This is a genomic window from uncultured Sphingomonas sp., assembly GCF_913776855.1.
Classification (GTDB): Bacteria; Pseudomonadota; Alphaproteobacteria; order Sphingomonadales; family Sphingomonadaceae; genus Sphingomonas.
The window spans coordinates 53034-75707 of sequence record NZ_CAJYQD010000014.1; the positions used below are offsets into that span (position 1 = coordinate 53034).

The following is a 22674-nucleotide window of genomic DNA, read 5'->3' on the forward strand; positions in this document are numbered from 1 at the left end:
GCGTTCCGGGTTCGGGACGCCGCCATTTACCTCACCCAGCCGGCGTACCGACCAGTCGCTGATAGGCCTCTTCCGGTGGGCCATAGGTCATCGCTGCCATTTCCAGCAGCTTGTCGCGGTCGCGGACGATCACGCGGCCCCGCACCGAACGGATCGCGCGCGTTTCTTCCAACCGGTGGAGCGCATCGGTGATGCTGCTGCGCCGCACGGCCAGCATCAGGCGGAATTCCTCGTGCGTCATCGCGATCTCGTCGCCGCTGACCCGATCGTGGTACAACAAGATCCAGCGAGCCAGCCGACGTTCGACCGGGTGCGACAGGGCGGACACGACCGTCCGGCCCATCTGGATCAGAAACACCTGAATGAAGCGCAGGAGCGCGGCACGCAGCGTATCGCTCCGTTCCGTCGCCTCCAGCAGCCGTGCCGCCGGTATCCTGAGCGCGGTGCCCGGTTCGGCACGCAGCACGACATCGTGCGGCGACCGGTCGTCGCCCAGCAGGATCGGCCAGCCGACATAGCCATCCGTGCCCAGCAGGCCGACGGCATGTTGCCGTTCGCCGTCGATCACCTCCAGCACGGCGGCGATCCCCCCTTCGAGGAAATAGACATGGTCGATCGGTTCGCCGACGCTAAGCAGCGTGTCGCCCACCGCGACCGAAATCCGCTCCAGTCCAGGCGCCAGCAGCGCCCGGTCGGCGGCGGTCAATGCCGCCAGCAACTTGTTCTCGCCACCGGCGATAACGGTATCTGCGGGGCAGCCGGCAATGTCACTCGGTACGGTCATCATGTCGGACATTTTCCATGCGATTGCTTACAAGGCAAATGCGAAGCGACATGCTTCGATCCCTGTCGTTGCCCAAGGGCGCGCGATCCGCATTGCCGTTTGCCCGCACCTTGCATAGACAGGGCGCGACCGTGCCCAGCCTTCACGCCCTTGCCAATCCACGCCGATTCCTTGCGATCGCCCGTCCGCTGACGCCGATATTGGTGTGGGCGGGGCTTGCGCTGTTCGGGTTCGGCTGCTGGTCCGGATTGACGCAGACGCCGGCGGATTATCTGCAGGGCGACAGCGTCCGCATCCTCTATGTCCATGTGCCTGCCGCATGGCTGGGAATGGGCGGGTGGTCCAGCCTCGCCATCGCCAGCATCGTCTATCTGGTATGGCGGCACCCGCTGGCCGCCGTCGCCGCGCGGGCGATTGCATTGCCCGGCGCGCTGTTCACCGCGCTCTGCCTGATTACCGGATCGATCTGGGGGCGGCCGACCTGGGGGACGTGGTGGCAATGGGATGGACGGCTGACGTCGATGCTGCTGCTGTTCTTCGTCTATCTCGCTTATCTGGCGCTTGCCCGTGCCGATGCCGACCGCGACGGCGACGGGCGTATCCCGGCGTTGTTCGGGATTGCCGGCACCGCGCTGCTGCCCGTCATCCGCTATTCGGTGCTGTGGTGGCGGACGCTGCATCAGGGGCCGAGCATTACCCTCACCAAGTCGACCATCGATCCTGCGATCCTGTGGCCGTTGTTTTTCACCGCCGGCGGCGCCAGCCTGTTGTTCGGCGGGATCGTGCTGATGCGGATGCGGACCGATCTGGCGCGGATCAAGGCGGAGGCGCGGATGCGCCGGCGGGCCGCAGCATGAACCATTGGGCCTTCATTGCCGCCGCCTATGGGGTCACGCTGGGCGGGATCGTCGCGATTACCGTCGCGTCATGGGCGGCGATGCGTCGCGCGGAGCGGGGATGAGTCCGAAGCGGCAACGCATGACGCTGGCGCTGCTGGCGGTGGTCGCGATCGTCGGCGCGGTGCTGCTGGCCATGTCGGCGCTGGGCGAGGAAGCGGCGTTCTTCTATGCCCCGGCCGATGCCGCCGCCGCACCGATCGACAAGCCAGTGCGGCTGGGCGGCATGGTCGCCGCCGGATCGGTCCGCCGCGCGGGGGATGGCGTCACGATCGATTTCACGGTGACCGATGGCAAGGCGAACGTGCCGGTGCGCTTTGCCGGCATCGTCCCCGACCTGTTCCGCGAAGGTTCCGGCGTCGTGGCAGAGGGCCGCTTCGTGCAGGGCGGCGGATTCGTTGCCGACAATCTGCTCGCCAAGCATGACGAGCGCTATATGCCGCCGCAGGTCGCCGGAAAGATGCACAAGAGCGAAAGCATCGCCCGGTGATCGCAGAGGCGGGTCTTGCGGCGCTGTGGCTGGCGGCGGCGATGGCGTTGTTGCAACTGGCGATGGCGGCGATCGCGCTGTCATCGCGCGCCGCCGAACCGCCCGCGATCGTGCGCGACCTGCTGGCGGCGGTGCGGCCGGTGGCGGTCGCGCAAGGGTTGCTGGCCGCCGGGGCGTTTGCTGCGCTGATCACCGTCTTCGCGCGGACCGACCTGTCGGTGCTGCTGGTCGCCGAAAACAGCCATTCGGCCAAGCCGCTGCTCTACAAGATCGCCGCGACCTGGGGCAATCACGAAGGGTCGATGCTGCTGTGGGTCACCGTGCTGGCGCTGGCCGGGGCGGGGGTCGCGCTGTTCGAACGGATGCTGGCGACGCGCACCCATGCCGCGACGCTGGCAGCGCAGGCGGCGATCGCCGGTGGCTTCTACGCCTTCCTGTTGTTCGCCTCCAATCCGTTTGCGCGGCTGTCCCCGGTGCCGCGCGATGGGCTGGGTCTCAACCCGCTGCTGCAGGACCCCGGCCTCGCCTTCCACCCGCCGACACTCTACCTCGGCTATGTCGGGCTGTCGGTCGCATTCTCCTTTGCAGTCGGCGCGCTGGTCACCCGCGATGTCGGGCGGGACTTTGCCCGCGCGATGCGGCCGTGGGTGCTGGGCGCGTGGATATTCCTGACGATCGGCATCACGGCCGGCAGCTACTGGGCCTATTACGAACTGGGCTGGGGCGGCTGGTGGTTCTGGGACCCGGTCGAGAATGCATCGCTGATGCCGTGGCTGGCGGCGACCGCGCTGCTCCATTCGGTGACGGTGCTGGCGACCCGCGATGGCCTGCGTGCGTGGACGATCATGTTGTCGGTCGTTGCCTTTTCGATGTCGATGGTCGGCACCTTCCTCGTCCGTTCGGGTATCCTGACCAGCGTCCACGCCTTTGCGGTCGACCCGACGCGTGGCGGATTCATCCTGGCACTGCTGATCCTCTATATCGGCGGCGCTCTGGCGCTGTTCGCGTTCCGGGTCGGCACGGTCCGGCAGGGCGCATTGTTCGAACCGGTCAGCCGCGAGGGCGGACTGGTCCTCAACAACTTGCTGCTGTCGGTCATCCTCGGGATCGTCCTGATCGGCACGCTGTATCCGTTGATGGCGGAAGCGTTCGGCGTGCAGTTGTCGGTGGGGCCGCCTTTCTTCAACCGCGCCGCCGGGCCGATCGCGCTGCTGTTGGTCGCCGGGATGGCGGTCGGGCCGTTGCTGCGCTGGCGGCGGGATCAGGGCATGGCGGTACTGCGGCGGGTCGCGTTGCCCGGTGCCATCACGCTCGTCACGTTCCTTGCCGCGATCCTGTGGATCGACAGCGGCTGGCTGCCAAAATTCGGCCTCGCGCTGGCCGCCGGACTGGCGGTTGCCAGCGTGCTGCCGCTGACCGGGCGCAGCCCGTGGCGAACGCCGCTGCCAATCTGGGGCATGGTCGTCGCGCATCTGGGCATCGCGTTCAGCCTGGCTGGCATGGCCAGCGACAGTGCGTTCACGCAGGAACGGCTGATCGCCGCCGCGCCGCGAGAACATCACGGGGTCGGGCCGTTCGACGTCCGCTTCGACGGGATCAAGCCGGTGGTCGGCGATAACTGGTCGGCGGTGCAGGGGCACCTGACCGTCATGCGCGGCACCGATGCGCCTTTCGTCATGCGGCCCGAACAGCGATTCTTCGCCAACCCGTCGACCGAAACAAGCGAGGCGGCGCTGGCCACCTATTGGGATGGACAGCTCTATGCCGTGCTGGGTCGCGACGATGTCGGCGGGCGGCGGCAGTTGCGGCTATGGTGGAAACCGTTCGTCACGTTGATCTGGGGCGGCGGCGCCCTGATCGCGCTCGGCGGCGCGATCGCGCTGGTCGGGCGTGTCCGTCGGCGGAAGGTGCGATGAACCGCCGGCTGCTCTGGATACCGCTGCTCGCCTTTGTCGCGATCGCCGGGCTGTTCGCGTGGATGCTGTCGCAGCAGAGTGACCGGCAGGTGCGTTCGCGCCTGGTCGGAAAGCCGCTGCCGGCCTTCAGCCTGCTCGCCGCCCTGCCGGGCAAGCCGGGCCTGGCGACAGCCGCGTTCCGGACCGGGCAGCCCCGATTGCTGAACATATTCGGCAGCTGGTGCGTGCCTTGCGCCGCCGAAGCGCCGCAACTGGCGAAGCTCAAACAGGCGGGGGCGACGATCGATGCCATCGCGATCCGCGATACGCCGGGCGATGTCGCGCGGTTCCTGTCGACCAACGGCGATCCCTTCGCCGCGATCGGCGACGACCGCGACAGTTCGCTGCAACTGGCCCTCGGGTCGTCGGGCGTCCCCGAAACCTTTGTCATCGACGGGCAGGGGCGCATCGCGCATCAGCATATCGGCGCGATCCGCGATGAGGACGTACCGGTGCTGCTCGCCAAGCTGAAGGCCGCACGATGAGGGCGCTGCTCGCGCTGGCGCTGCTGGTTGCCGTTCCGGCGTTCGGACAGTCGCGCGTGCCGCCACCGGCACTGGCCGATACGCAGCTGCCCGATCCTGCGCAGGAGCGGACGGCCAAGGCGTTGATGGAAACGCTGCGCTGCCTCGTCTGCCAGGGTCAGTCGATCGCCGACAGCGACGCCGACATGGCCGCCGATATGCGCGCGCTGGTGCGACAGCGGATTGCAGCGGGCGAACGGCCGGTGGTGGTACGCGACTGGCTGATCGAGCGGTATGGCGATTATGTCAGCTACGATCCGCCGCTATCGGGCGCGACGGGGCCGCTGTGGCTGGCGCCGATCATACTGCTGGTCATCGGCGGGTTGCTGGCGCGGCGCAGCCTGAAGGGACGGCGGCGATGAACGGTTGGTTGGTCCTCGCGCTGCTGTTGACGGCCATCTTTGCGTTGCTGGCGGCGATGCGGGTCGCCCGGCCGCTATGGGGCTTCGTCGGTGCGGCATTGATGCTCGGAGCGGCAGGCTATGCATGGCAGGGGCGGCCGACGTTGCCTGGCGAGCCGCGTGCGGCCGAACGCACCGTGCAGGCGCCTGACATTGCCGCCGACGATCTGCGCGATGCGATCTGGGGCCGGTTTACCTATGACTATGCCTATGCCGTCGCCGCCGATGGGCTTGGCCGCGCCGGCGCGACGCAGGCCGCGGCCAATGCGGTACTGGGCGGATTGCAGCGCGCACCCGATAGCGGGCGGCTGTGGACCCGGCTCGGGACGGCGATCCTCGCGCATGATGGCGGGCAGGTATTGTCGCCGGCGGCCCGTACGGCCTTTGCCCGCGGCATCGCCGCCGCACCCGATCATCCTGGCCCGTATTTCTATCACGGGATGGCATTGATCCAGACCGGCGACCTGCCCGGTGCGAAGCGGGCCTGGCTGGCCGCACTGGCACGAGCGCCGCGCAACGCCCCCTATCGGCAGGATTTCGCGATGCGACTGGTCTTGCTCGATCGGCTGATGGCCATGCGACCCGAGCAACCTGCCCGATAATCCCGAACGCTGCCGCAGCCCGTGGGACACAGGGGCCGATCTGAAGACCGGCCCCTTCGAAATTCAGTCATAAGCACGGGTCGAGGTTCGACCGGCCGCCCGACCTACGATCTCGATCCGGCGTCTTAGCCGTAGCGCACAGGGGCACACGGTTCACGCACCGCGACCGGTCTTCGCCTGCAACGCATCGATCGCCTTGGACGCGTCGGCCTTGGTCAGCGAATCGTCGAACGGCTCGCCCGCTTCCTCGCTCAGCGTCTTCAGATAGGACGCCTGCGCTCCGGTCATTTTCTCATCGCCGGTCGTCCAGTCGGCCGGGTCCTTTTCGGCGTTCGAAAAGGGTTCGTTCTTGGGGTTGGGATGGTCGGTCATCGGAAATTCCTTTCACCGCCACCAACCGACCTGTTCTCAATTCGTTCCGATGAATATCGACGGCGGGGCAGTCCGGTCCGCCCCGCCGCGCGCGGTCAGTGTCCCGCTGGCGGTGGCCCGCCCATGTCGCGGAAGCTGTCGGGTACGTCGTTGCGGGGATGCCCCGACGGCGTCGGCAGCGGTTCGATCACCGGCGATTCGGGCGTATCGAATCCGCCCTCCCATTTCGCGATGACGCTGGCGGCGATCGCATTGCCAACGACGTTGGTCGCGGTACGCCCCATGTCGAGGAAATGGTCGATGGCCAGGATCAGCAGCAGCCCGGCTTCGGGAATGTTGAACATGCCGAGCGTCGCGGCGATCACCACCAGGCTGGCGCGCGGCACGCCGGCAATCCCCTTCGACGTGACCATCAGCACCAGCAGCATCAGGATCATCTGCCCCCAGCTGAGGTCGATGCCGTACGCCTGCGCGATGAAGATCGACGCGAACGTCATGTACATCATCGACCCGTCAAGGTTGAACGAATAGCCGAGCGGCAGCACGAAGCTGGCGATGCGCGGCGGCACGCCGAACCGGTCGAGCGCCTCCAGCGTGCGCGGATAGGCGGCTTCCGACGATGCGGTCGAAAAGCCGAGCAGGATCGGATCGCGCAGATAGCGCAGCAGCATCTTCACCCGCGGACCGATGATCAGGAAGGCAAGGCCGATCAGCACCGTCCACAGCGTCGCGAGACCGAGGTAGAAGCTGCCCATGAAATAGGCGAGGTCGCCGATGATCCCCGGCCCCCGTTCGGCCAGCGTCGCGGTCACCGCCGCGAACACCGCGAACGGCGCGAAGCGCATGACGTAATCGGTGACCTGCAACATGACGGCGACAAGGCCCTCAAGCGCACGGACGAGCGGTGCGCCCTTTTCCCCGACGGCGGTCAGCGCGACGCCGATGAACAGCGAGAAGATGACGATCTGCAGGATCTCGTTGGTCGCCATCGCTTCGATACCCGAAGCGGGGAAGATGTGGCCGACGAACTTGACGAAATCGAACGCCGGCTTGGCGACGCCGGTATCGGCGGTGACCGGCGGGACGGGCAGGCTCAGTCCCACGCCCGGCTGCAACAGGTTGACCAGCAGCAGCCCGAGCATCAGCGAGATGAAGCTCGCCATCACGAACCAGCCGAACGAGCGTAGGCCGACGCGGCCGAGTGACGAGCTGTCGCCCATATGGGCGATGCCGACGACCAACGTGGAGAAGACCAGCGGCGCGATGATCATCTTGATCAGCCGCAGGAACACCGTGGTAACGGCGGACAGATAATAGGCGATGTTCTTGAGCATCGCGGTGCCCGAGCCGCCGCCATCGTCCAGCCCGGCGTTCAACGCCCAGCCGAGAACGAGGCCCGCGCCCAGCGCGATGAGAATGAAAGTCGTAAGCCGTTTGGCCATCGGTCGTCCCTGTTCGTTTGCGCGCCAAGGGAAGGGAATGTTTCGTCCGGGTCAACCCCCGGTGCATTCGTGCATCTTGGCAAGTGGCGCGCTGCTGCGTATCGAGCCGGAATGACCTCGACCAACGATGTTCGCCGCTCGTTCCTCGACTTTTTCGAGAAGGCGGGCCACGCCCGTATCGCCTCCGCGCCGCTCGTTCCGCAGAACGACCCGACGCTGATGTTCGTCAACGCGGGCATGGTGCCGTTCAAGAACGTGTTCACCGGCCTTGAGACGCGGCCCTATGTGACGGCCACGTCGTCGCAGAAATGCGTGCGCGCCGGGGGCAAGCATAACGACCTCGACAATGTGGGCTATACCGCGCGGCACCACACCTTCTTCGAAATGCTCGGCAATTTCTCGTTCGGCGATTATTTCAAGGAACAGGCGATCCTGAATGCCTGGACGCTGCTGACCCGCGACTGGGGGCTGCCGGCGGACAAGCTGACCGCGACTGTCTACCACACCGACGACGAAGCGTTCGATCTTTGGAAGAAGATCGCCGGGCTGCCCGATCACAAGATCATCCGCATCCCGACCAAGGATAATTTCTGGGCGATGGGCGACAGTGGCCCGTGCGGGCCGTGCTCGGAAATCTTCTACGATCACGGCGACCATATCCCCGGCGGTCCTCCGGGTTCGCCAGACGAGGACGGCGACCGCTTCGTCGAAATCTGGAACCTCGTGTTCATGCAGTTCGAGCAGGACGCGAACGAGATCGTCGGCGAACTGCCCAAGAAGTCGATCGATACCGGCATGGGCCTCGAACGCATCGCGGCGGTGATGCAGGGCGTGTCGGACAATTACGATACCGACACGTTCAAGGCGCTGATCGCCGCCTCGTGCGAACTCACCGGCACCCGTGCCGAAGGGGCGACGCAGGCGAGCCATCGCGTGATCGCCGACCATCTGCGCGCCTCCGGCTTCCTCGTCGCCGATGGCGTGCTGCCAGCGAACGAAGGGCGCGGCTATGTCCTCCGCCGCATCATGCGCCGTGCGATGCGCCACGCGCACCTGTTGGGCGCCAAGGACCCGTTGATGCACCGGCTGGTCGGCTCGCTCGTGTCCGAAATGGGCGCGGCCTATCCCGAACTGGTCCGCGCCCAGCCGCTGATCGAAGCGACGCTGCAGCAGGAGGAAACCCAGTTCCGCCGCACGCTCGACAAGGGACTGAAGCTGCTTGACGAAGCAACGGCCGGTATGGCCGATGGCGCGACGCTGGCGGGTGAAACCGCGTTCAGACTCTACGACACCTATGGCTTCCCCTATGACCTGACCGAGGACGCCCTGCGCGCGCAAGGGTATGGCGTCGATCGTGCCGGCTTCGACGCGGCGATGGCCGAACAGAAGCGCGCCGCACGTGCGGCATGGAAGGGGTCGGGCGCAAAGGCATCGGACGATATGTGGTTCGACGTTCTCGAAACCGCCGGACCCACCGACTTCATCGGCTATTCGGTCGAAGCGGGCGAAGGGCAGGTCGTAGCGATCGTCAAGGATGGCGTGCGCGTCGACACGGCGGACGCCGGCGACGAGGTGCTAGTCCTGACCAACCAGACTCCCTTCTACGCCGAAAGCGGTGGCCAGGTCGGCGATGCCGGCACGATGGCGACTGAGGCGGGGCTGAAGGCGACCGTGACCGACACCGCCAAGCAGCTCGGCAAGCTGCACGCCCATGTCGCGACGATCGACGCGGGCACGCTCAAGGTCGGCGACAGTGTCGCGCTGACCATCGATACTGCGCGGCGTGCCCAGATTCGCGCCAACCATTCGGCGACCCACTTGCTGCATGAGGCGCTGCGCGAACGGCTCGGCGGCCATGTCGCACAAAAGGGGTCGATGGTGGCGCCCGAACGGCTACGCTTCGACTTCTCGCAACCCTCGCCGATCGCCGCCGAATCGCTGGCGCTGGTGGAGGCCGACGTCAATGCGCAGGTGCGCGGCAATGGCAGCGTCACCACGCGGCTGATGACCCCCGACGATGCGATCGCGATGGGTGCGATGGCGCTGTTCGGAGAGAAGTACGGCGACGAGGTTCGCGTCGTGTCGATGGGGCAGGATGCCGAAGGCACCTATTCGATCGAGCTGTGCGGCGGCACCCACGTCAATGCGCTGGGCGAGATCGGTCTGTTCAAGATCGTGTCGGAAGGTGCGGTATCGTCCGGCGTTCGCCGGGTCGAGGCGCTTACCGGCGAGGCGGCACGCCAGTGGCTCGGCAACCGCGATGCCAAGCTGCGCGAAGCGGCTGCGGCATTGAAGGCGACTCCGGACGAGGTGCCGGCTCGCGTCGCGCAGCTGGTCGAGGAGCGCCGCCGTCTGGAGCGCGAGCTGGCCGAGGCGAAAAAGGCGTTGGCGATGGGCAGCGGAGCCGGTGCGGCGCCGGCCGGTCCCGAACAGGTCGGCGATATCGCATTCCTGGGGCAGGTCATCGACGGTCTCGATGCCAAGGCCCTGCGCGGCACCATCGACGAAGCGCGCGGGCGGGTACCGTCGGGCGTTGTCGCTCTGGTGGCGGTCAATGACGGTCGCGCCTCGGTCGGCGTCGGCGTCTCAAGTGACCTGACCGGCCGTATCAGCGCGGTCGATCTGGTCAAGGCGGCGGTCGCGGCACTCGGTGGGCAGGGCGGCGGCGGTCGGCCGGACATGGCGCAGGGCGGCGGACCGGAGGGAAGCAAGGGCGACGAAGCGCTGGCTGCGATTCGTGCGCTTCTGGCGGGCTGACCGGTATCGCGATCTGCTTGCCACTTCGGACGTGATACCGGGTCCCGCTACTCTTCGATCGTCGAGAGAGGTGGTACCCTGACGCGATCTCGACTGACGCCAGGCGCCTCGTTGCTTTCGGAAACTGCCAAGCGGGGAACGGGCGATATGCCCGTTCATCTTCCATGCAGCCCCCACCATGCATTGCGGACGATTGCACAGCCATATTGCGCGTGCTAACGGCCCGGCCTTGAACCACTGGGACGCGGTCGACATGACCAAACTCGTTGCCTCCTTGGCGCGGTTCTCGCGCCCGTGATCTTCTCCCGAGAGGCTTCGTCGGAAGCCACCGACCTGCCCGATACGGGCGCGGGCCATCATGGGCCGCGGCAGTCGCTCGCCAAGCTTTCGCTGGGCGCGCTCGGCATCGTGTACGGCGATATCGGCACCTCGCCGCTTTATGCGATGAAGGAGACGTTCGTCGGCCACCACCGCCTGCCCGTCGATCAGCTGAACATCTTCGGCGTCGTCAGCCTCGTCTTCTGGTCGCTGATGCTGATCGTGACGTTGAAATACGTCTTCATCATCATGCGCGCCGACAATAACGGTGAAGGCGGCAGCCTCGCGCTGCTCGCGCTGATCCAGCGCAAGAGCGGCGGCGGGCGCTGGACCTCCAGTCTCGTCATCCTGGGCGTGCTGGCAACCGCGCTGTTCTTTGGCGACTGCATGATTACGCCTGCCGTTTCCGTGTTGTCGGCGGTTGAGGGGCTGGCGACGGTCAATCCCGGCTTCAACGCGTTCGTGATCCCGATCGCGGTCGTCATCATGATCGGGCTGTTCTGGTTGCAGGCGGTCGGCACCGCCAGCGTCGGGCGGTTGTTCGGACCGATCATGATCGCCTATTTCGCGACGCTGACGTTCCTGGGGGTGCTGAACATCCTCGAACGCCCCGACATCTTCCAGGCGCTGAACCCGATCTGGGCCGTGCGATTCTTCGCGCAGGACGGGATCATGGCGTTCCTCGCGCTCGGGTCCGTGGTGCTGGCGGTGACGGGTGCGGAGGCGCTCTATGCCGATATGGGACATTTCGGCCGCCGCCCGATCTCGGTCGCGTGGCTCTATGTCGTGTTCCCGGCGCTGATGCTGAATTACCTCGGGCAGGGGGCGCTGCTGCTCGAAAATCCGGATGCTGCGTCCAACCCGTTCTTCTTCATGGCGTCTGAGGATTTCCGCCTGCCGCTCGTCATCCTCGCCACGCTTGCGACAATCATCGCCAGCCAGGCGGTGATTACCGGTGCCTTTTCGGTGGTCCAGCAGGCGGTGCAGCTGGGGCTGATGCCGCGCCTGCGGATCGAACATACCAGCGCCGATGCGGCGGGACAGATTTATATCCCGGCGGTCAACTGGGCGCTGCTGGTCATGGTCCTGCTGCTGATCTTCGGCTTCCAGGAATCGTCGAACCTCGCCGCCGCCTATGGCATCGCTGTAACCGGCACGATGTTCATCAGCACCTGCATGATCGCCGTGCTGGTCAAGCGGGTGTGGAACTGGCCGGTAGCGGCGGTCGCCGCGTTCGTGGCGATCTTCCTGTGCATCGACGGTGCCTATTTCGCGTCCAACCTGACCAAGGTGCCTGATGGCGGGTGGTTCCCGCTGCTGGTCGGGATCGTCGTCTTCGTCCTGCTCACGACCTGGGCGAAGGGGCGCAAGCTGATGATCGAGCGGATGCGTGAGGCCGCGATGCCGATCAAGGTCTTCATCCAGTCGGCCGCCAGCAGTGCGACGCGCGTGCCCGGCACCGCGGTCTTCATGACCTCGACGCCGGACGGCGTGCCGCACGCCCTGCTGCACAATCTGAAGCACAACAAGGTGTTGCACGAGCGTGTCGTCCTGCTGACCGTCAAGATTGCCGACACCCCCTATGTCGATCCCGAGCTTCGCACGAAGAACGAGGATCTGGGGCAGGGCTTCCACCGCATGATCCTGAAATTCGGGTTCATGCAGGACCCCGACGTGCCCGGTGCGCTGAAGGCGGTGGGATGTTGTGGCGGTGACTTCCGCATGATGGACACCAGCTTCTTTCTCGCGCGACAGACGCTGTTGCCGTCGTCGAGGCCGGGGATGAGAATCTGGCGTGAGAAACTGTTCGCGTGGATGCTGCAGAATTCCGAAAGCGCGATGGAGTTCTTCCGCCTGCCGACCAACCGCGTGGTCGAACTAGGCAGCCAGGTGGAGATTTGACGCCGCCCGAACCTGCGCCGATCATCGTGACCGCGTTGTTCGGGCATGAGGATCAGGCGTGGTTCGAACGGCAGCGTCGCGCCTATTTTCCGCCGGAGCGCAATGTCCTGGCGGCGCATTGCACCATGTTCCACCATCTGGCGCCCGAACTGGCGGCCGAACTAAAGCAGCGGCTGAGCGCGCTTACGCGCGGCGTGTCGGCCCCGATCGCGCGGGTCGGCGGGTTGATGAATCTTGGCCGGGGCGTTGCCTATCGCATCGAATCGCCCGATCTCGAATCGGTGCGCGCAGAATTGGCAGATGCGTTCGGATCGATGCTGACGCCGCAGGACCGCGCCGGATGGCGTCCGCACGTCACCATCCAGAACAAGGTCGAACCCGCCACCGCCAAGGCGTTATTGGCGGAATTATCGGCCAGATTCAGCCCGCGCCCGCTGAAAATCGCCGGTCTGGCCAGCTGGTGGTATCGCGGAGGGCCGTGGGAACAACTTTCCCGAAACATGTTCGCTTGACCGACGCGATTCGCGTTCGTATAGGGCCGCCTCCCCGATGGGGAAATGGCGGGGCGAAGTAGCTCAGTTGGTTAGAGCACGGGAATCATAATCCTGGGGTCGGGGGTTCAAATCCCTCCTTCGCTACCACCCGCCATGGCTGTTAAGCCGTTGAGAAGTCAGCGTTTCCCCTGATTTCGATTTTCTTGATTAGCTGGCCGGTTGGCCTTGGTTTGCAGTTTGGTTTGCAAAATCAGCTGCTGTCGTCGCGTTTCGCGGGGCTTTCGGCCGTGGCTTGCGCGCCTGATTCGAGCTTGCCGATCGCGGCCTGCGCCAGGCGGATGTCGCGGTTCAGATAGTGGCGGTCGAGGATCGCGTTTACGTCGCGTAGGGAGTGGCCGGTCAGTGTCGCGATCTCGGGTGGGCTGGCGCCGGCGATGGCCAGTCGGGTGACGACGGTCCCGCGTAGATCATGGAACGTGACGTCGGCGACGCCGGCGGCCGCGCACGCCTTGCGCCATGACGTCTTGAACCCGTCGCGAGTCCAGGCGGTCCCACGGCTCGTTATGAGGATCGTGGAGGCCGATGGGCGTTCGTCTGCCGGTAGGGCGTCTATCGCCGCCCTGGCGGCATCCAGCGCGGTCCTGAGGGGTTGTCCGACGGGGATCACCATCCGGGTCGCTGCGCTGGTGTCGCCGCGGCGGATCGACTTGCCTTGGGTAAGCCGGATGAAAGCGCCGTCGTACTGCGCCCAAGTCAGCTTGAGCAGGTCGCCCTGTCGCTGACCCGTCCAGAGGGCAAGGCGTAGGGCGAGGTGCAGATGCTCCGGAGCCTTCGCGTAGAAGGCGGCTTCGTCCTGGTCGGTCCATACCGCCGTCGTCCGCTGCGCACGGTAGGTTACACCGCCGGCCTTGCAGGGGTTCACCAGCGCCAAGCCGCGATCAACGGACCAGGACAACACCCGAGCCAGCACGGCGAAACTGTAATCGGCCTGTCGGCGCGATTGGAGGGCGCGACGGTCGCGCCAGGCGAGGAATTCACCGCGCGTGCGCGGGTCGGTGAGCGCCGCGATCGGGAAGTCGCCGAAGGCGGCGTCGATGATGCGGATGTGACGGCGGTAATCGGTCTTCGTCAGATCGGCCAGGGCGGCGAAGTCGGACGAATCGAGGAAGGCATCGCACAGCGACCGGATTGTATCCTTCGGCACGACCACCGGCGCGCTGACCGCGCGATTGAACGCGTCGACGAATTCAGGCGTGCCGTACTGTTCGTTGATCCGGGGACCGCCGCGCCAGGCGTAGTAGTAGGTTACGGTCGTTCCGTTCGCGAGCCGCTTTCGGGCTCGCGTCAGCCCCTTCAGCTTAACGCGCATGGTTTTGCCGCCACTGGTCGAAGGGGTTGTTGGGCACCGCCGAGGGCTGTTCATGAAACACGACGATACGGCCGTCGGGCAGGATTTCAGTTCGCGAGACAGGCAGGCCGCTGGCAAGTGCGCCGCGAATCGCGCGGGTGACGTCGATCTGGTAAAAGACCGCAGGTCGCTTCGTGCCGCTCATTCAGCGCCGCCCCCGGCGGCGAGCGCCGCACGGATCGTGTTGGCATGATCGACCAGCATAGTGGCGTGCCGGTCCAGCGCGGTCGCGACCAGGAGAAGGTTGTCGTCGTGGACGCCGCGCGTCGCCTCCAGCTTTGCACGGAGCGAGCGCCGTGCGATACCCAGTGCGTCGGCCGCGCGCTGATGTCCGAAAAGATCGACGGCGGTCCATAGCAGGCGGATACGTCGTGCGCGCACGCCCATGGCGAGCCTAGGCTCCGGTCCGGTCGCATCAGCCACGGGGAAGCTCCTTCAGTCGGGCGCGTATCCGGTCGACCAGTGTCTCGGCATGGACGCCAGCGTTGGCCAGGACGTCGGCAAAGGCATCGGGATCGAGCATACGGGTGGGCGTCGCGCGGAACTCGGCAACCGCCTCCGAGATCGCGGTACGGATCGCGGTATCGGCGTCGGCGATAAGCAGGCGTTGATCCTCCAGCGTCAGGTCCAACCGCGCCGGTGCGGGGGGCGGGGGCGGCGCGGCGTCGGGATGGCGCAGCGCGTCCGCGATCAGCACCGCGCAGGACGGGCACAGGTCGCCATCGAGCCGCAGGCCGCGCACGTTGTTCGACAGGGCGAAGCGTTCCCAGTCGCGCGGCCGATGTCCTTCCGCATCGTCATGCGTCACTTCCGCGCCGCAGCGGTCGCAGGTCAGGCGGATGGTGCGGGTCGCGGTCATCGGGCGCCATCGGTGCTGTCGGGTACGGCAACCGGGCAAGCGAGCGGGGTCGTAGAGAGCCTCTCTACCATTGCGGGCGCGGCGAGCATCAACGTGCCCCCTTTGCGTCGACGATCGTCTTGGCGATCAGGATCGGCACGAACAGCAGGGCGATCGCGACGGATACGACGAGGCCGACGATGCGCAGCGCGCGTGCCGTTCGGGAGGTCGGCGCGCTCACAGACCATCCCCGGCGGGAGCGCAGCGCTCGCAGCTGGTGCGCGTCGCCCAGCGTGGCGCGTCGTGATCGTGGGCTGAGGTGCCGCAGCCGCGACAAACGCGCGGGTGGCGTTCGGGGGCGTAGTCCGCCAGCTGCCAATAGACGTCGGCGTCGATTGGCAGGACGGCGGCGAGGCGGGCGATCGTTTCGTGTTGATCCGCGACAGTTTCGGGCTGCTCGATCCGCCGCAACTCGGTCAGCATGTCTGCGACGAGATCGGGCATACGCTGGCCCGCTTTACGTTCGTTCAAGTGGATGCAGAGGGCGGCCATCCGCTGGGCGAGATCATGCTGAGACAGGCCGGCCGAGATACGGCGCAGTCGGATATAACCATCCGGCGTCATCGGAACATCATCGCGGATGCGCGGCAGCGCGGCGCGGCGGGTCGCTGGGGCGAAGTCGTGATCGAGGTACATCGGGCGTCTCCGGTTCAGGCAAGGCGGGGGCGGTCCCGGCGGTGGGGGTGAAGCCGCCGGGTCACGCGATCAGGTAAAGGGGAAGGCGGCGCGCGGGCCGCTCAGGCTCAGCCGCTCATGTCGGTGGCCGCCGGGGTCAGCGGGCCGGGATCATTCGCGGGCGATCGGGTATCGTCGTTGGCGGGCAGGGGAGCCCGGCGCGGCCCGAGGTTCGGGTTACCGCGCGGCAGGTGAATGCCGGCGCGCGGACAGGCGCTGGGCACGATGGTGCGTACGATCGCCAGCTCGACCACGAATGTATGGCCGCAGGCGATGTTGTCGCAGCGATAATCCGCCTCGCGCACCAGCGGGCTGATCTGTTCGGACGAACGGATGATCGCTCGCGTGCCGCAATGCGGACACGGGACGAGCGGCGGACGTTGCTTCTTCACTGGGCACCCCCCGGCAACCCCGGCACCGTGCCGGGACGTACGAAACTGGAAATCCTGCGGCGCAGCCGGACGAACAGCGTCTCAGCCTGGTCGAGTTCGATCAGAGCGTGCTGCACCGCGTTCGGACTGTGGCCGGGCACGATAAGGGCAGTCGCGGCGGCCCAGGCGTCACCGAACTCACGCGACGCCTCTGCCAAATCCGCGGCGAGCGCAGCGTGGCACGCCGTCAGTTCATTGAACGACAGGTCGAGATGGGAAGCATATGCTTCGAACAGCGGCGCGCCCTCACCGCCCGCCGCGCGATAGGCGATGTCCAGTGCGATTGCCTGCGCAAAGCTCGGGCAGGACGCCGTTTCCTGATACGTCCAGTCGTGCAGACGGCGATATTTTACCCCGAGGATCGGCGCGGCCGCCTTCGTCCCGCCGAAGAACTCGGCGATACGCTGGACCGCATGGAAGCTCGTTTTCGGCGTGCGTGGCAGCGTCATCGCGCGACGCCCCGGCACTGCGCGCTATCCCATGGCGGCGCGCGGCGGCCGCAGGCCGGGTTGTCCGGCGCAGCCGGTGTGCAGGCGGCAAGCGTCAGCAGCAGGGCAAGCCGCTTCATGCCGCCGCCCTGTCCAATGAAATCGGCGCGGCGATTCGATGCGACCATCGCCGCGCCAGTTGCTACGTCGCCGGGGAGGTCGGCACTCGACGCAGGGGAAAGGGAGAGAGGCATAGCCCGGTCAGCCGCGCGCATCGGGCGCGCTCGACAGACGCACCGGCGACCCGCCGCCACGCTGCGAAATGTCGTCCAGCTCGCCGTCTTTCAGGTCGAGCAGGACGGCGATGCGGTGCGACTGGCCACGCGCGCAGCGGCGCGTGCCGGACAGCACCGAATAGACCAGCTTCGGCGCGAAGCCGTGCCGCCGCGCCCAGTCGCCGATGCCGTCGCCCACGGCGGACAGCCGGGCACGAGCGGCGGCGACCCGGTCACGATCAATGACAGGGGAGACAGACCCGGTTGGCATGTGCAATGCCTCGTAATTGCAGAATGTAGCAGAAACATACGCGGGCGTGATGAATAGTCAACGAGATTCAGCGTGAATGATGAATTCGCTGCACGGCTTCGTCAGGAGCGGAAGCGCCTCGGTCACAACCAAGCGGATTTCGGTAAGCTTGGAGGTGTCACGCTCGCAACCCAAAGCCGATACGAACTCGGCACGAGCGTGCCGGACGCTCAGTATCTAACGCAGATTGCGGCGCTGGGCGTCGACGTCCAATTCGTGCTGACAGGCAATCGTGTCATCGGCGACTACGTGCAGCCTGCCGAGGCGGCATTGATCCATCGTTTTCGACTGCTACCGGCGGCCGCGCAAATAGCGTTTCGCTATCTCATCGCAGGCGGTCAGGCGAAGCAGGATAGCAGGCTAACCGAGTTGCCTAGTGAAGATGCATTGGCCCGCATGTTCCAGGCGATGCTGCTTCCACTCGATCTGGGCGATGCTCTCGAACAAACCGCCCGAACGTTCGCTCAGCAACTGCCAGCTTCTCTCGATGCAGCCGGACCCGGTGATCCGCCGCAGGACCCGGCGTCATCCCCCGTTCCCGACAAGCCAACTCCAAAGCCCGCCACGCCTCGTCGCGCGTCCTAGCGAGGACTGCACACATCACCTCGCACTGAGGACAAGCTAACTCGCACCCAGGCGCGGACCGGAAGATCGGCCGGTTCATGCTGCTGCTTCGTTCGTTCTCATAATGTTCCGTTTGACGGGGTCCGAGCTTGTAGGAAAGCGATTCGGTCCGGTCAGGCAGCAACAACATCCGATCCGGATCGAATACCCTAATCGCCCTCGACAGGTAGTTGAGGACGCGACATAATTTCGTGAACTGTAGCGTCGATGCCTGAACGCGCAGGCCGCTGGGGGGAAACGACGTGAAGCCAATCTACTTGATCGCAGCGCTCATGCTGTCCGCTTGCGGTAGCGCCGACCATGCCAACGAAACCGACGCTAGCGAAACGAACGTCGCGGGAACTGCGCCGAAAACGGAGGCCGAAAGCGCTGGCGCGGCGCACGCAACCATCGGTAAAATGTCCGATAGCAATGGTTTCGTGAACGTCGACGTCACTGTTCAGCCGGCAGACGAAACGCTGACGGTGATGCCCGCAATCGCGACGGCAATGGAATCGGTGAAAGCTGAGGCGGACCGCAACAAGTTCGTCCCGACGACCGGCGACGAACGCATCACCATCACCGTCAAGCTCAAGAAGGCCGACGGTACCGAAAACGACTTCGGCAACCTGTCCATCCCGCTGCTCCCGCTGATGACCGCCCCCAAGGGTGACGGTATCGCCATCCTGAACCTCGTCGATCGCGCGCAGCCCGGTAGCGGCCCCGGTTTCGATGCCGCCAAACAGTGGTGTGGTCTGGACGTCCACCGCCAGCGCGCGGCGAACTTCTGCTCGGCGGTCGACAAAGCCGCCTGACCGGTGAGCTTCGTCGCGCTGACCTGCCTGCTGATCGCCATCGATGGCGACACTTTACGCTGTGGAAAAGAACGCATGACGGATTGGTTAGTTCTTTGAACAGTTAAACTTAAAAGCAACAATGAACGTCCGCTTACAGGAGAGTCGCTTGTGGTTTCTGTTAAGGAGTTTGGCGCGGTTGGCGACGGTAGCACCGACGATACAAACGCACTTCGCAATGCGCTTCTTTCGTGTGCTGACACTGGATCGAAACTCTATTTTCCGGAAGGAATATATAACTACTCCCAGCCCATCGCGATCGCTCTACCTGAGAGAAACACCTTTCAGAAGGGGAGGGCGCTCAACCTGTTAGGCAGTGGTTCAGCCAATTGCGGTCTGAATTGGCTGGGTGGATCATCGGTCACCGGCTTGACCATCACCGGCAACATGCCTGCCTCGGATCGGTTGTCGATTTCGGGTCTGCGGTTCGTACGGCCTGACCCCGGTAGTTCGCCGGTCGGTGCGACTGGCGCTGCGCTTCGACTGGAAAAGCTATCCGATGTTGGAATTTCGGATTGCATCTTCTTTCGCCATGGCCGTGGGCTCCATTTACTGGGGTGCTTGGTTGTCGCGCTGGATCGGACGATGTTGATGTACAACGATGTTGGGTTACGGTGCGAGCAAGCGAATTATGCATCGAGCCCCAACGTAATCACCGTACGAAATTCCAACTTCGGTACGAACCATAGTCGCGCGGTACAGCTGATTGGGGGATCGTCGAACGGGTTCACCAATTGTTTGTTTGAAGGGACCGGCGAAGACGTTGATGCGACGTCGATCGCGGTAGAGATTGTCAATCCGGGCAGCGCCGGTGCTGTCGCAACAACGTTCGATCGGTGCTACTTTGAAAATAACCTCGGTCGTGGCGTGTATTGGTACTCCGCTAACGACTTACCGCAGCTGGTCGCGTTCGATAACTGCACTTTCAACCGCCTGATTGGTCGCGATAAGGAGTCAATCGTTGTTGACTTCTCGGCTCGCCAGCAGGGGAACGCGCCGGCAATGTTGCGCCTCCGTGGCAGCACGTTCTACGGTTATAACGGTTACGTGCCGACCCCGTCGAAGCCGCACTTAGCTCTAATCGTGCCGACCACGTACATCGGCATGACAATTGCTGGAATAGCTGAAACCCTGCACCAGTCTGATTTTGGAACGATCCCCAACAACGTCTCGCAAATCTGAAGTCCGCAATGAGCTTCGTAGCCCTGACCTGTCTGCTGATCGCGATCGACGGCGACACCCTACGCTGCGGCAAAGAACGCATCCGCCTGCTCGGCATCGATGCGCCAGAAATGCCGGGGCATTGCCGTCGAGGGCGGAAGTGTGTCGAGGGCGATCCGTATGCGTCGAAAGCTTCTCTAGCATCTATGATCGAAGGCAGCGCGCAAATCGAGCGTCGAGGGCGCGACAGATATGGCCGCACCCTCGGAAAGGTGCGAGTCAACGGCGTCGATCTATCGAAGGCGCAAGTGTCGTTTGGTATGGCCACGGCGGTGAAGCGTTGGGAGTAGCTCTATATTATTTTCTGCTTTCTGCCACGAGCAGATGCATTCCAAACCTATCCTGATCGTAGCTGGGGGTTCTCTGTGGTCGCTGGTGCAAATACTGTAAATCTGGATGCGTTGATCAAACGAGCCGATTTGGCAGCGCGGGGGGAGGAAGGAGAGGATATAAGTTCCCTCTCGGTTACGGGATTGGAACCGAAAGGCTTCTTGTACCCGGCGCTACGAAAGCCTGACTTTCAACGTGAAACGGCTAGCTGGAGCCCGGACCAGGTAGCGGAACTTATCGGCACATTCGTCAAACGCGATTTGATCCCCGCTGTAATTTTATGGCGCGCGGGAATGAACGTCTTCGTCATTGATGGAGCGCACCGACTGAGCGCGCTTATCGCGTGGGTCCACGACGACTACGGTGATGGGAAAGTTTCCCGAGCATTTTTTCACGACATCATACCCGAGGAACAGAAACGTGCTGCAACACGAACACGTGACCTAGTTGCTGCTTCCATCGGCTCGTATCAGGATCACAAGATCGCTATAGACTATCCCGAAAATGCAAGACCAGACGTCGCGGAGCGCGCGCAGCGTATAGGGTGGCAGGAAATTCAGGCTCAGTGGATCAGGAATGCTGACCACGACAAAGCGGAAAAGTCATTTTTCAGGATCAATCAAGGTGGAACTAAGATCGATGCCGTAGAGCAGCGAATTCTAAAGGCTCGACACGCTGCTACAGCTATATCCGCGCGGGCAATTATGCGAGCCGGTACCGGTAATAGGTATTGGAACCGGTTTGAAGACGGCGTGCAGAAAGAGATAGCGTCGCTCGGTCGTGAGTTGAATGAACTACTTTTCGAGCCGCCACTCTCGTTGCCTATCAAAACCCTTGATGTCCCGTTAGGGGGCGCGGGCTACGGGCCGAAGGCGCTTCCCTTCGTCTTCGATCTAGTGAACCTTGTCAATCAAGTCGGGGCCGCTGATTCCTCTAATCGTCGGATCGTGAAGGAGCAATTTCCAGCTGACGAGTCTGGATTGCAAACCGTTGCCTACTTGAAGGCAGTAAAATCTAGCATAAAGCGCCTATGTTCGAACCATCCATCATCTTTGGGACTCCACCCCGCGTTATATTTCTACTCTCGGAGCGGGGCGTTCCAGCCCGGAGCGATGCTGGCTTTTATTGAGCTATTTCGTGAATGGGAGACAAAGCAATTCGTTGCGTTTACGCGCATCAGGTCTGCTTTTGAAAGTTTCCTAATGGCTAATCGTTCGCATTCGGAAGCGGTACGTAAGTTAGGAAGCGGCAATAGAAGTAGGCCGCGGCTCGTTTTGCTTTACAGTCGCATCATCAAAGATTTGCAAGGCGGAGCGTCACCAACTAGCCTAGAGGAAAAGCTGGCAACAGATCCGCTATTTTCGTTTTTCTTCACTCCGGCCTTTGGCCTTCTTGATTTAGGGGATGGATTGTTTAGTCGCGAAGTAAAGGGTGCGGCATTTCTTCAAAGCGCACTTGCTGCTGCAGCTAAATGTCCAACTTGCGGTGGATATTTGCACAGGAACGGTATGCAGGTGGGGCACCGTCATCATCGACGTGACGGCGGAGCGGGGACGATCGATAACGCTGTGATGCAGCATCCATTCTGTAACAGCACAGTCGATAACTAGCGCTCCCTCGGCGGGGGTTAATTACTGGTTCGAGCCTGATTCACGCGTCGGAAATCGAGGACCAATGACGCACATATCCGAAGCATCATACGGCCGCTGTAACGATACGACATCGTCATAGCCTCCCCGCAACCAAGTGTCGCAGTCCTCCGGCCGCAGGATGGTAATCATCGCCTTCGGATGGATCGGCGCGACCAGCGCGTTCGGATCGCAGGTGACCATGGTGAAGCCGTTGCCCTTAACCGTCGCCTGCCAGAAGCCGGCGACGGCGAAGGTCGGCTGATCGGTCACGCTGAACCACATCTCGCCCTTCAGCGGCGGCTTGCCGTCGCCCAGGTCGTGCTTATCCGGCGTCCATTCGCAAAACTCGGTCAGCGGGATCAGGCAGCGGTTCGCCGGGTCCGCCGCCAGCTTGCGCCACTGGGGCAGCTTCATGTTGCGGACATTGGTCATCGGCCACGCCGCCTGACCGCCCAGCACGTCCCACGCCATCACGTCCCACGCGCGTTCGCCATCCTGTTCGCGGATGACGTAGGCGCGCCCCTTTGGCCGCAGCTCCTTCGGATTGAACCGGTTGTCGCGCGGGCGTTCGGAAAACAGCTTCTTCGCCGATCCGAACAGGGTGGTGGGTTCGCCGTCAAAGCGCGCTCGATTGCACATGTCGCCCAAGATAGGCGCGGCGGCGCCCGCCAAC

Annotated in this window: 29 protein-coding genes and 1 tRNA gene; 16 read left to right on the forward strand and 14 right to left on the reverse strand. The window is 64.3% G+C overall.

Annotated features, from left to right (window positions below):
- Positions 1–31: 31 nt before the first annotated feature.
- The gene (locus tag QZ755_RS03105; protein ID WP_294319638.1) at positions 32–787 is read right to left on the reverse strand and encodes a Crp/Fnr family transcriptional regulator; all 756 of its coding nucleotides are present in this window, start codon (positions 785–787) and stop codon (positions 32–34) included.
- Between the two features lie 128 nt (positions 788–915).
- Here QZ755_RS03105 and ccmC point away from each other — a divergent pair, with 128 nt between their 5' ends.
- From ccmC to QZ755_RS03135, 7 genes are read left to right on the forward strand one after another with little or no spacing between them, the layout of a single operon-like run.
- Entirely contained in the window at positions 916–1641 is a 726-nt protein-coding gene (gene ccmC, locus QZ755_RS03110) for a heme ABC transporter permease CcmC (protein WP_294319640.1), read from the forward strand.
- The gene (gene ccmD, locus QZ755_RS15375; protein WP_366509155.1) at positions 1638–1745 is read left to right on the forward strand and encodes a heme exporter protein CcmD; all 108 of its coding nucleotides are present in this window, start codon (positions 1638–1640) and stop codon (positions 1743–1745) included. Before ccmC ends, ccmD begins: the two co-directional genes overlap by 4 nt.
- On the forward strand, positions 1742–2170 hold the full coding sequence (ccmE, locus tag QZ755_RS03115; protein ID WP_294319641.1) for a cytochrome c maturation protein CcmE: 429 nt from the start codon (positions 1742–1744) through the stop codon (positions 2168–2170). The genes ccmD and ccmE overlap by 4 nt, the downstream gene beginning before the upstream one ends.
- Positions 2167–4086 carry a heme lyase CcmF/NrfE family subunit gene (locus tag QZ755_RS03120; protein WP_294319643.1) on the forward strand — a complete coding sequence of 640 codons (1920 nt, stop codon included), beginning with the start codon at positions 2167–2169 and terminating at the stop codon, positions 4084–4086. Before ccmE ends, QZ755_RS03120 begins: the two co-directional genes overlap by 4 nt.
- A complete protein-coding gene (locus tag QZ755_RS03125) occupies positions 4083–4610 on the forward strand; it encodes a redoxin family protein (RefSeq protein WP_294319645.1) in 528 nt (175 codons plus the stop codon). The genes QZ755_RS03120 and QZ755_RS03125 overlap by 4 nt, the downstream gene beginning before the upstream one ends.
- Complete coding sequence (locus QZ755_RS03130; protein WP_294319647.1) at positions 4607–5011, forward strand: cytochrome c-type biogenesis protein; 405 nt, start codon at positions 4607–4609, stop codon at positions 5009–5011. The genes QZ755_RS03125 and QZ755_RS03130 overlap by 4 nt, the downstream gene beginning before the upstream one ends.
- Positions 5008–5652, forward strand: coding sequence for a hypothetical protein (locus QZ755_RS03135; protein WP_294319648.1), 645 nt, complete (start codon positions 5008–5010; stop codon positions 5650–5652). The genes QZ755_RS03130 and QZ755_RS03135 overlap by 4 nt, the downstream gene beginning before the upstream one ends.
- 153 nt (positions 5653–5805) lie before the next feature.
- On the opposite strand, the gene QZ755_RS03140 is transcribed toward QZ755_RS03135, so the two are convergent.
- The gene (locus QZ755_RS03140; RefSeq protein ID WP_294319650.1) at positions 5806–6024 is read right to left on the reverse strand and encodes a DUF3072 domain-containing protein; all 219 of its coding nucleotides are present in this window, start codon (positions 6022–6024) and stop codon (positions 5806–5808) included.
- 95 nt (positions 6025–6119) lie between these two features.
- Entirely contained in the window at positions 6120–7466 is a 1347-nt protein-coding gene (locus QZ755_RS03145; protein ID WP_294319652.1) for a dicarboxylate/amino acid:cation symporter, read from the reverse strand.
- A 111-nt stretch (positions 7467–7577) separates the two neighbouring features.
- Here QZ755_RS03145 and alaS point away from each other — a divergent pair, with 111 nt between their 5' ends.
- The 4 genes from alaS to QZ755_RS03165 all read left to right on the forward strand — a co-directional run bounded on the left by alaS (position 7578) and on the right by QZ755_RS03165 (position 13084).
- Positions 7578–10223, forward strand: coding sequence for an alanine--tRNA ligase (gene alaS, locus QZ755_RS03150; RefSeq protein ID WP_294319654.1), 2646 nt, complete (start codon positions 7578–7580; stop codon positions 10221–10223).
- 333 nt (positions 10224–10556) lie between these two features.
- On the forward strand, positions 10557–12443 hold the full coding sequence (locus QZ755_RS03155; RefSeq protein ID WP_294319981.1) for a potassium transporter Kup: 1887 nt from the start codon (positions 10557–10559) through the stop codon (positions 12441–12443).
- Positions 12440–12955: a 2'-5' RNA ligase family protein gene (locus tag QZ755_RS03160; RefSeq protein WP_294319656.1), complete on the forward strand. Its 516-nt coding sequence runs from the start codon at positions 12440–12442 to the stop codon at positions 12953–12955. The genes QZ755_RS03155 and QZ755_RS03160 overlap by 4 nt, the downstream gene beginning before the upstream one ends.
- A 52-nt stretch (positions 12956–13007) precedes the next feature.
- Positions 13008–13084, forward strand: a tRNA-Met gene (locus QZ755_RS03165).
- 103 nt (positions 13085–13187) lie between these two features.
- Here QZ755_RS03165 and QZ755_RS03170 read toward each other — a convergent pair.
- The 10 genes from QZ755_RS03170 to QZ755_RS03215 form a co-directional block, all read right to left on the reverse strand.
- Positions 13188–14306, reverse strand: a complete 1119-nt coding sequence (locus tag QZ755_RS03170; RefSeq protein WP_294319658.1) for a tyrosine-type recombinase/integrase — start codon at positions 14304–14306, stop codon at positions 13188–13190.
- The gene (locus QZ755_RS03175; protein ID WP_294319660.1) at positions 14296–14490 is read right to left on the reverse strand and encodes a hypothetical protein; all 195 of its coding nucleotides are present in this window, start codon (positions 14488–14490) and stop codon (positions 14296–14298) included. Before QZ755_RS03175 ends, QZ755_RS03170 begins: the two co-directional genes overlap by 11 nt.
- Positions 14487–14768: a hypothetical protein gene (locus tag QZ755_RS03180; protein WP_294319662.1), complete on the reverse strand. Its 282-nt coding sequence runs from the start codon at positions 14766–14768 to the stop codon at positions 14487–14489. Before QZ755_RS03180 ends, QZ755_RS03175 begins: the two co-directional genes overlap by 4 nt.
- Positions 14761–15204, reverse strand: coding sequence for a hypothetical protein (locus tag QZ755_RS03185; RefSeq protein ID WP_294319664.1), 444 nt, complete (start codon positions 15202–15204; stop codon positions 14761–14763). The genes QZ755_RS03180 and QZ755_RS03185 overlap by 8 nt, the downstream gene beginning before the upstream one ends.
- Positions 15205–15292: 88 nt before the next feature.
- A complete protein-coding gene (locus tag QZ755_RS03190; RefSeq protein WP_294319666.1) occupies positions 15293–15424 on the reverse strand; it encodes a hypothetical protein in 132 nt (43 codons plus the stop codon).
- Positions 15421–15879, reverse strand: coding sequence for a hypothetical protein (locus QZ755_RS03195; RefSeq protein WP_294319668.1), 459 nt, complete (start codon positions 15877–15879; stop codon positions 15421–15423). Before QZ755_RS03195 ends, QZ755_RS03190 begins: the two co-directional genes overlap by 4 nt.
- Before the next feature lie 107 nt (positions 15880–15986).
- Positions 15987–16310, reverse strand: a complete 324-nt coding sequence (locus tag QZ755_RS03200) for an ogr/Delta-like zinc finger family protein (protein ID WP_294319670.1) — start codon at positions 16308–16310, stop codon at positions 15987–15989.
- Positions 16307–16798 (reverse strand): hypothetical protein, encoded by a 492-nt coding sequence (locus QZ755_RS03205; RefSeq protein ID WP_294319672.1) that lies wholly within the window; start codon positions 16796–16798, stop codon positions 16307–16309. The genes QZ755_RS03200 and QZ755_RS03205 overlap by 4 nt, the downstream gene beginning before the upstream one ends.
- Positions 16795–16917: a hypothetical protein gene (locus tag QZ755_RS03210; protein ID WP_294319673.1), complete on the reverse strand. Its 123-nt coding sequence runs from the start codon at positions 16915–16917 to the stop codon at positions 16795–16797. Before QZ755_RS03210 ends, QZ755_RS03205 begins: the two co-directional genes overlap by 4 nt.
- A 121-nt stretch (positions 16918–17038) precedes the next feature.
- On the reverse strand, positions 17039–17323 hold the full coding sequence (locus QZ755_RS03215) for a hypothetical protein (RefSeq protein ID WP_294319674.1): 285 nt from the start codon (positions 17321–17323) through the stop codon (positions 17039–17041).
- A 72-nt stretch (positions 17324–17395) separates the two neighbouring features.
- On the opposite strand from QZ755_RS03215, the gene QZ755_RS03220 reads away from it, so the two are divergent.
- The 5 genes from QZ755_RS03220 (at position 17396) to QZ755_RS03240 (ending at position 21980) form a co-directional block, all read left to right on the forward strand.
- Positions 17396–17947: a helix-turn-helix domain-containing protein gene (locus QZ755_RS03220; protein ID WP_294319675.1), complete on the forward strand. Its 552-nt coding sequence runs from the start codon at positions 17396–17398 to the stop codon at positions 17945–17947.
- A 281-nt stretch (positions 17948–18228) separates the two neighbouring features.
- Complete coding sequence (locus QZ755_RS03225) at positions 18229–18780, forward strand: hypothetical protein (protein ID WP_294319676.1); 552 nt, start codon at positions 18229–18231, stop codon at positions 18778–18780.
- A gap of 150 nt (positions 18781–18930) precedes the next feature.
- The gene (locus QZ755_RS03230) at positions 18931–20001 is read left to right on the forward strand and encodes a glycosyl hydrolase family 28-related protein (RefSeq protein WP_294319677.1); all 1071 of its coding nucleotides are present in this window, start codon (positions 18931–18933) and stop codon (positions 19999–20001) included.
- 8 nt (positions 20002–20009) lie between these two features.
- Positions 20010–20330 (forward strand): thermonuclease family protein, encoded by a 321-nt coding sequence (locus QZ755_RS03235; protein ID WP_294319678.1) that lies wholly within the window; start codon positions 20010–20012, stop codon positions 20328–20330.
- A 75-nt stretch (positions 20331–20405) separates the two neighbouring features.
- Positions 20406–21980 (forward strand): DUF262 domain-containing protein, encoded by a 1575-nt coding sequence (locus QZ755_RS03240; protein WP_294319679.1) that lies wholly within the window; start codon positions 20406–20408, stop codon positions 21978–21980.
- Between the two features lie 21 nt (positions 21981–22001).
- On the opposite strand, the gene QZ755_RS03245 is transcribed toward QZ755_RS03240, so the two are convergent.
- Entirely contained in the window at positions 22002–22640 is a 639-nt protein-coding gene (locus tag QZ755_RS03245; RefSeq protein ID WP_294319681.1) for an SOS response-associated peptidase family protein, read from the reverse strand.
- Positions 22641–22674: the final 34 nt, after the last annotated feature.

What these genes read in the sequence shown, in the direction of transcription:
- QZ755_RS03105 (WP_294319638.1), bottom strand. Translation starts at nt 787, where the DNA reads ATGATGACCGTACCGAGTGACATTGCCGGCTGCCCCGCAGATACCGTT.
- ccmD (WP_366509155.1), top strand. Translation starts at nt 1,638, where the DNA reads ATGAACCATTGGGCCTTCATTGCCGCCGCCTATGGGGTCACGCTGGGC.
- ccmE (WP_294319641.1), top strand. Translation starts at nt 1,742, where the DNA reads ATGAGTCCGAAGCGGCAACGCATGACGCTGGCGCTGCTGGCGGTGGTC.
- QZ755_RS03125 (WP_294319645.1), top strand. Translation starts at nt 4,083, where the DNA reads ATGAACCGCCGGCTGCTCTGGATACCGCTGCTCGCCTTTGTCGCGATC.
- QZ755_RS03130 (WP_294319647.1), top strand. Translation starts at nt 4,607, where the DNA reads ATGAGGGCGCTGCTCGCGCTGGCGCTGCTGGTTGCCGTTCCGGCGTTC.
- QZ755_RS03135 (WP_294319648.1), top strand. Translation starts at nt 5,008, where the DNA reads ATGAACGGTTGGTTGGTCCTCGCGCTGCTGTTGACGGCCATCTTTGCG.
- QZ755_RS03140 (WP_294319650.1), bottom strand. Translation starts at nt 6,024, where the DNA reads ATGACCGACCATCCCAACCCCAAGAACGAACCCTTTTCGAACGCCGAA.
- QZ755_RS03145 (WP_294319652.1), bottom strand. Translation starts at nt 7,466, where the DNA reads ATGGCCAAACGGCTTACGACTTTCATTCTCATCGCGCTGGGCGCGGGC.
- alaS (WP_294319654.1), top strand. Translation starts at nt 7,578, where the DNA reads ATGACCTCGACCAACGATGTTCGCCGCTCGTTCCTCGACTTTTTCGAG.
- QZ755_RS03170 (WP_294319658.1), bottom strand. Translation starts at nt 14,306, where the DNA reads ATGCGCGTTAAGCTGAAGGGGCTGACGCGAGCCCGAAAGCGGCTCGCG.
- QZ755_RS03175 (WP_294319660.1), bottom strand. Translation starts at nt 14,490, where the DNA reads ATGAGCGGCACGAAGCGACCTGCGGTCTTTTACCAGATCGACGTCACC.
- QZ755_RS03185 (WP_294319664.1), bottom strand. Translation starts at nt 15,204, where the DNA reads ATGACCGCGACCCGCACCATCCGCCTGACCTGCGACCGCTGCGGCGCG.
- QZ755_RS03195 (WP_294319668.1), bottom strand. Translation starts at nt 15,879, where the DNA reads ATGTACCTCGATCACGACTTCGCCCCAGCGACCCGCCGCGCCGCGCTG.
- QZ755_RS03205 (WP_294319672.1), bottom strand. Translation starts at nt 16,798, where the DNA reads ATGACGCTGCCACGCACGCCGAAAACGAGCTTCCATGCGGTCCAGCGT.
- QZ755_RS03210 (WP_294319673.1), bottom strand. Translation starts at nt 16,917, where the DNA reads ATGAAGCGGCTTGCCCTGCTGCTGACGCTTGCCGCCTGCACACCGGCT.
- QZ755_RS03215 (WP_294319674.1), bottom strand. Translation starts at nt 17,323, where the DNA reads ATGCCAACCGGGTCTGTCTCCCCTGTCATTGATCGTGACCGGGTCGCC.
- QZ755_RS03235 (WP_294319678.1), top strand. Translation starts at nt 20,010, where the DNA reads ATGAGCTTCGTAGCCCTGACCTGTCTGCTGATCGCGATCGACGGCGAC.
- QZ755_RS03245 (WP_294319681.1), bottom strand. Translation starts at nt 22,640, where the DNA reads ATGTGCAATCGAGCGCGCTTTGACGGCGAACCCACCACCCTGTTCGGA.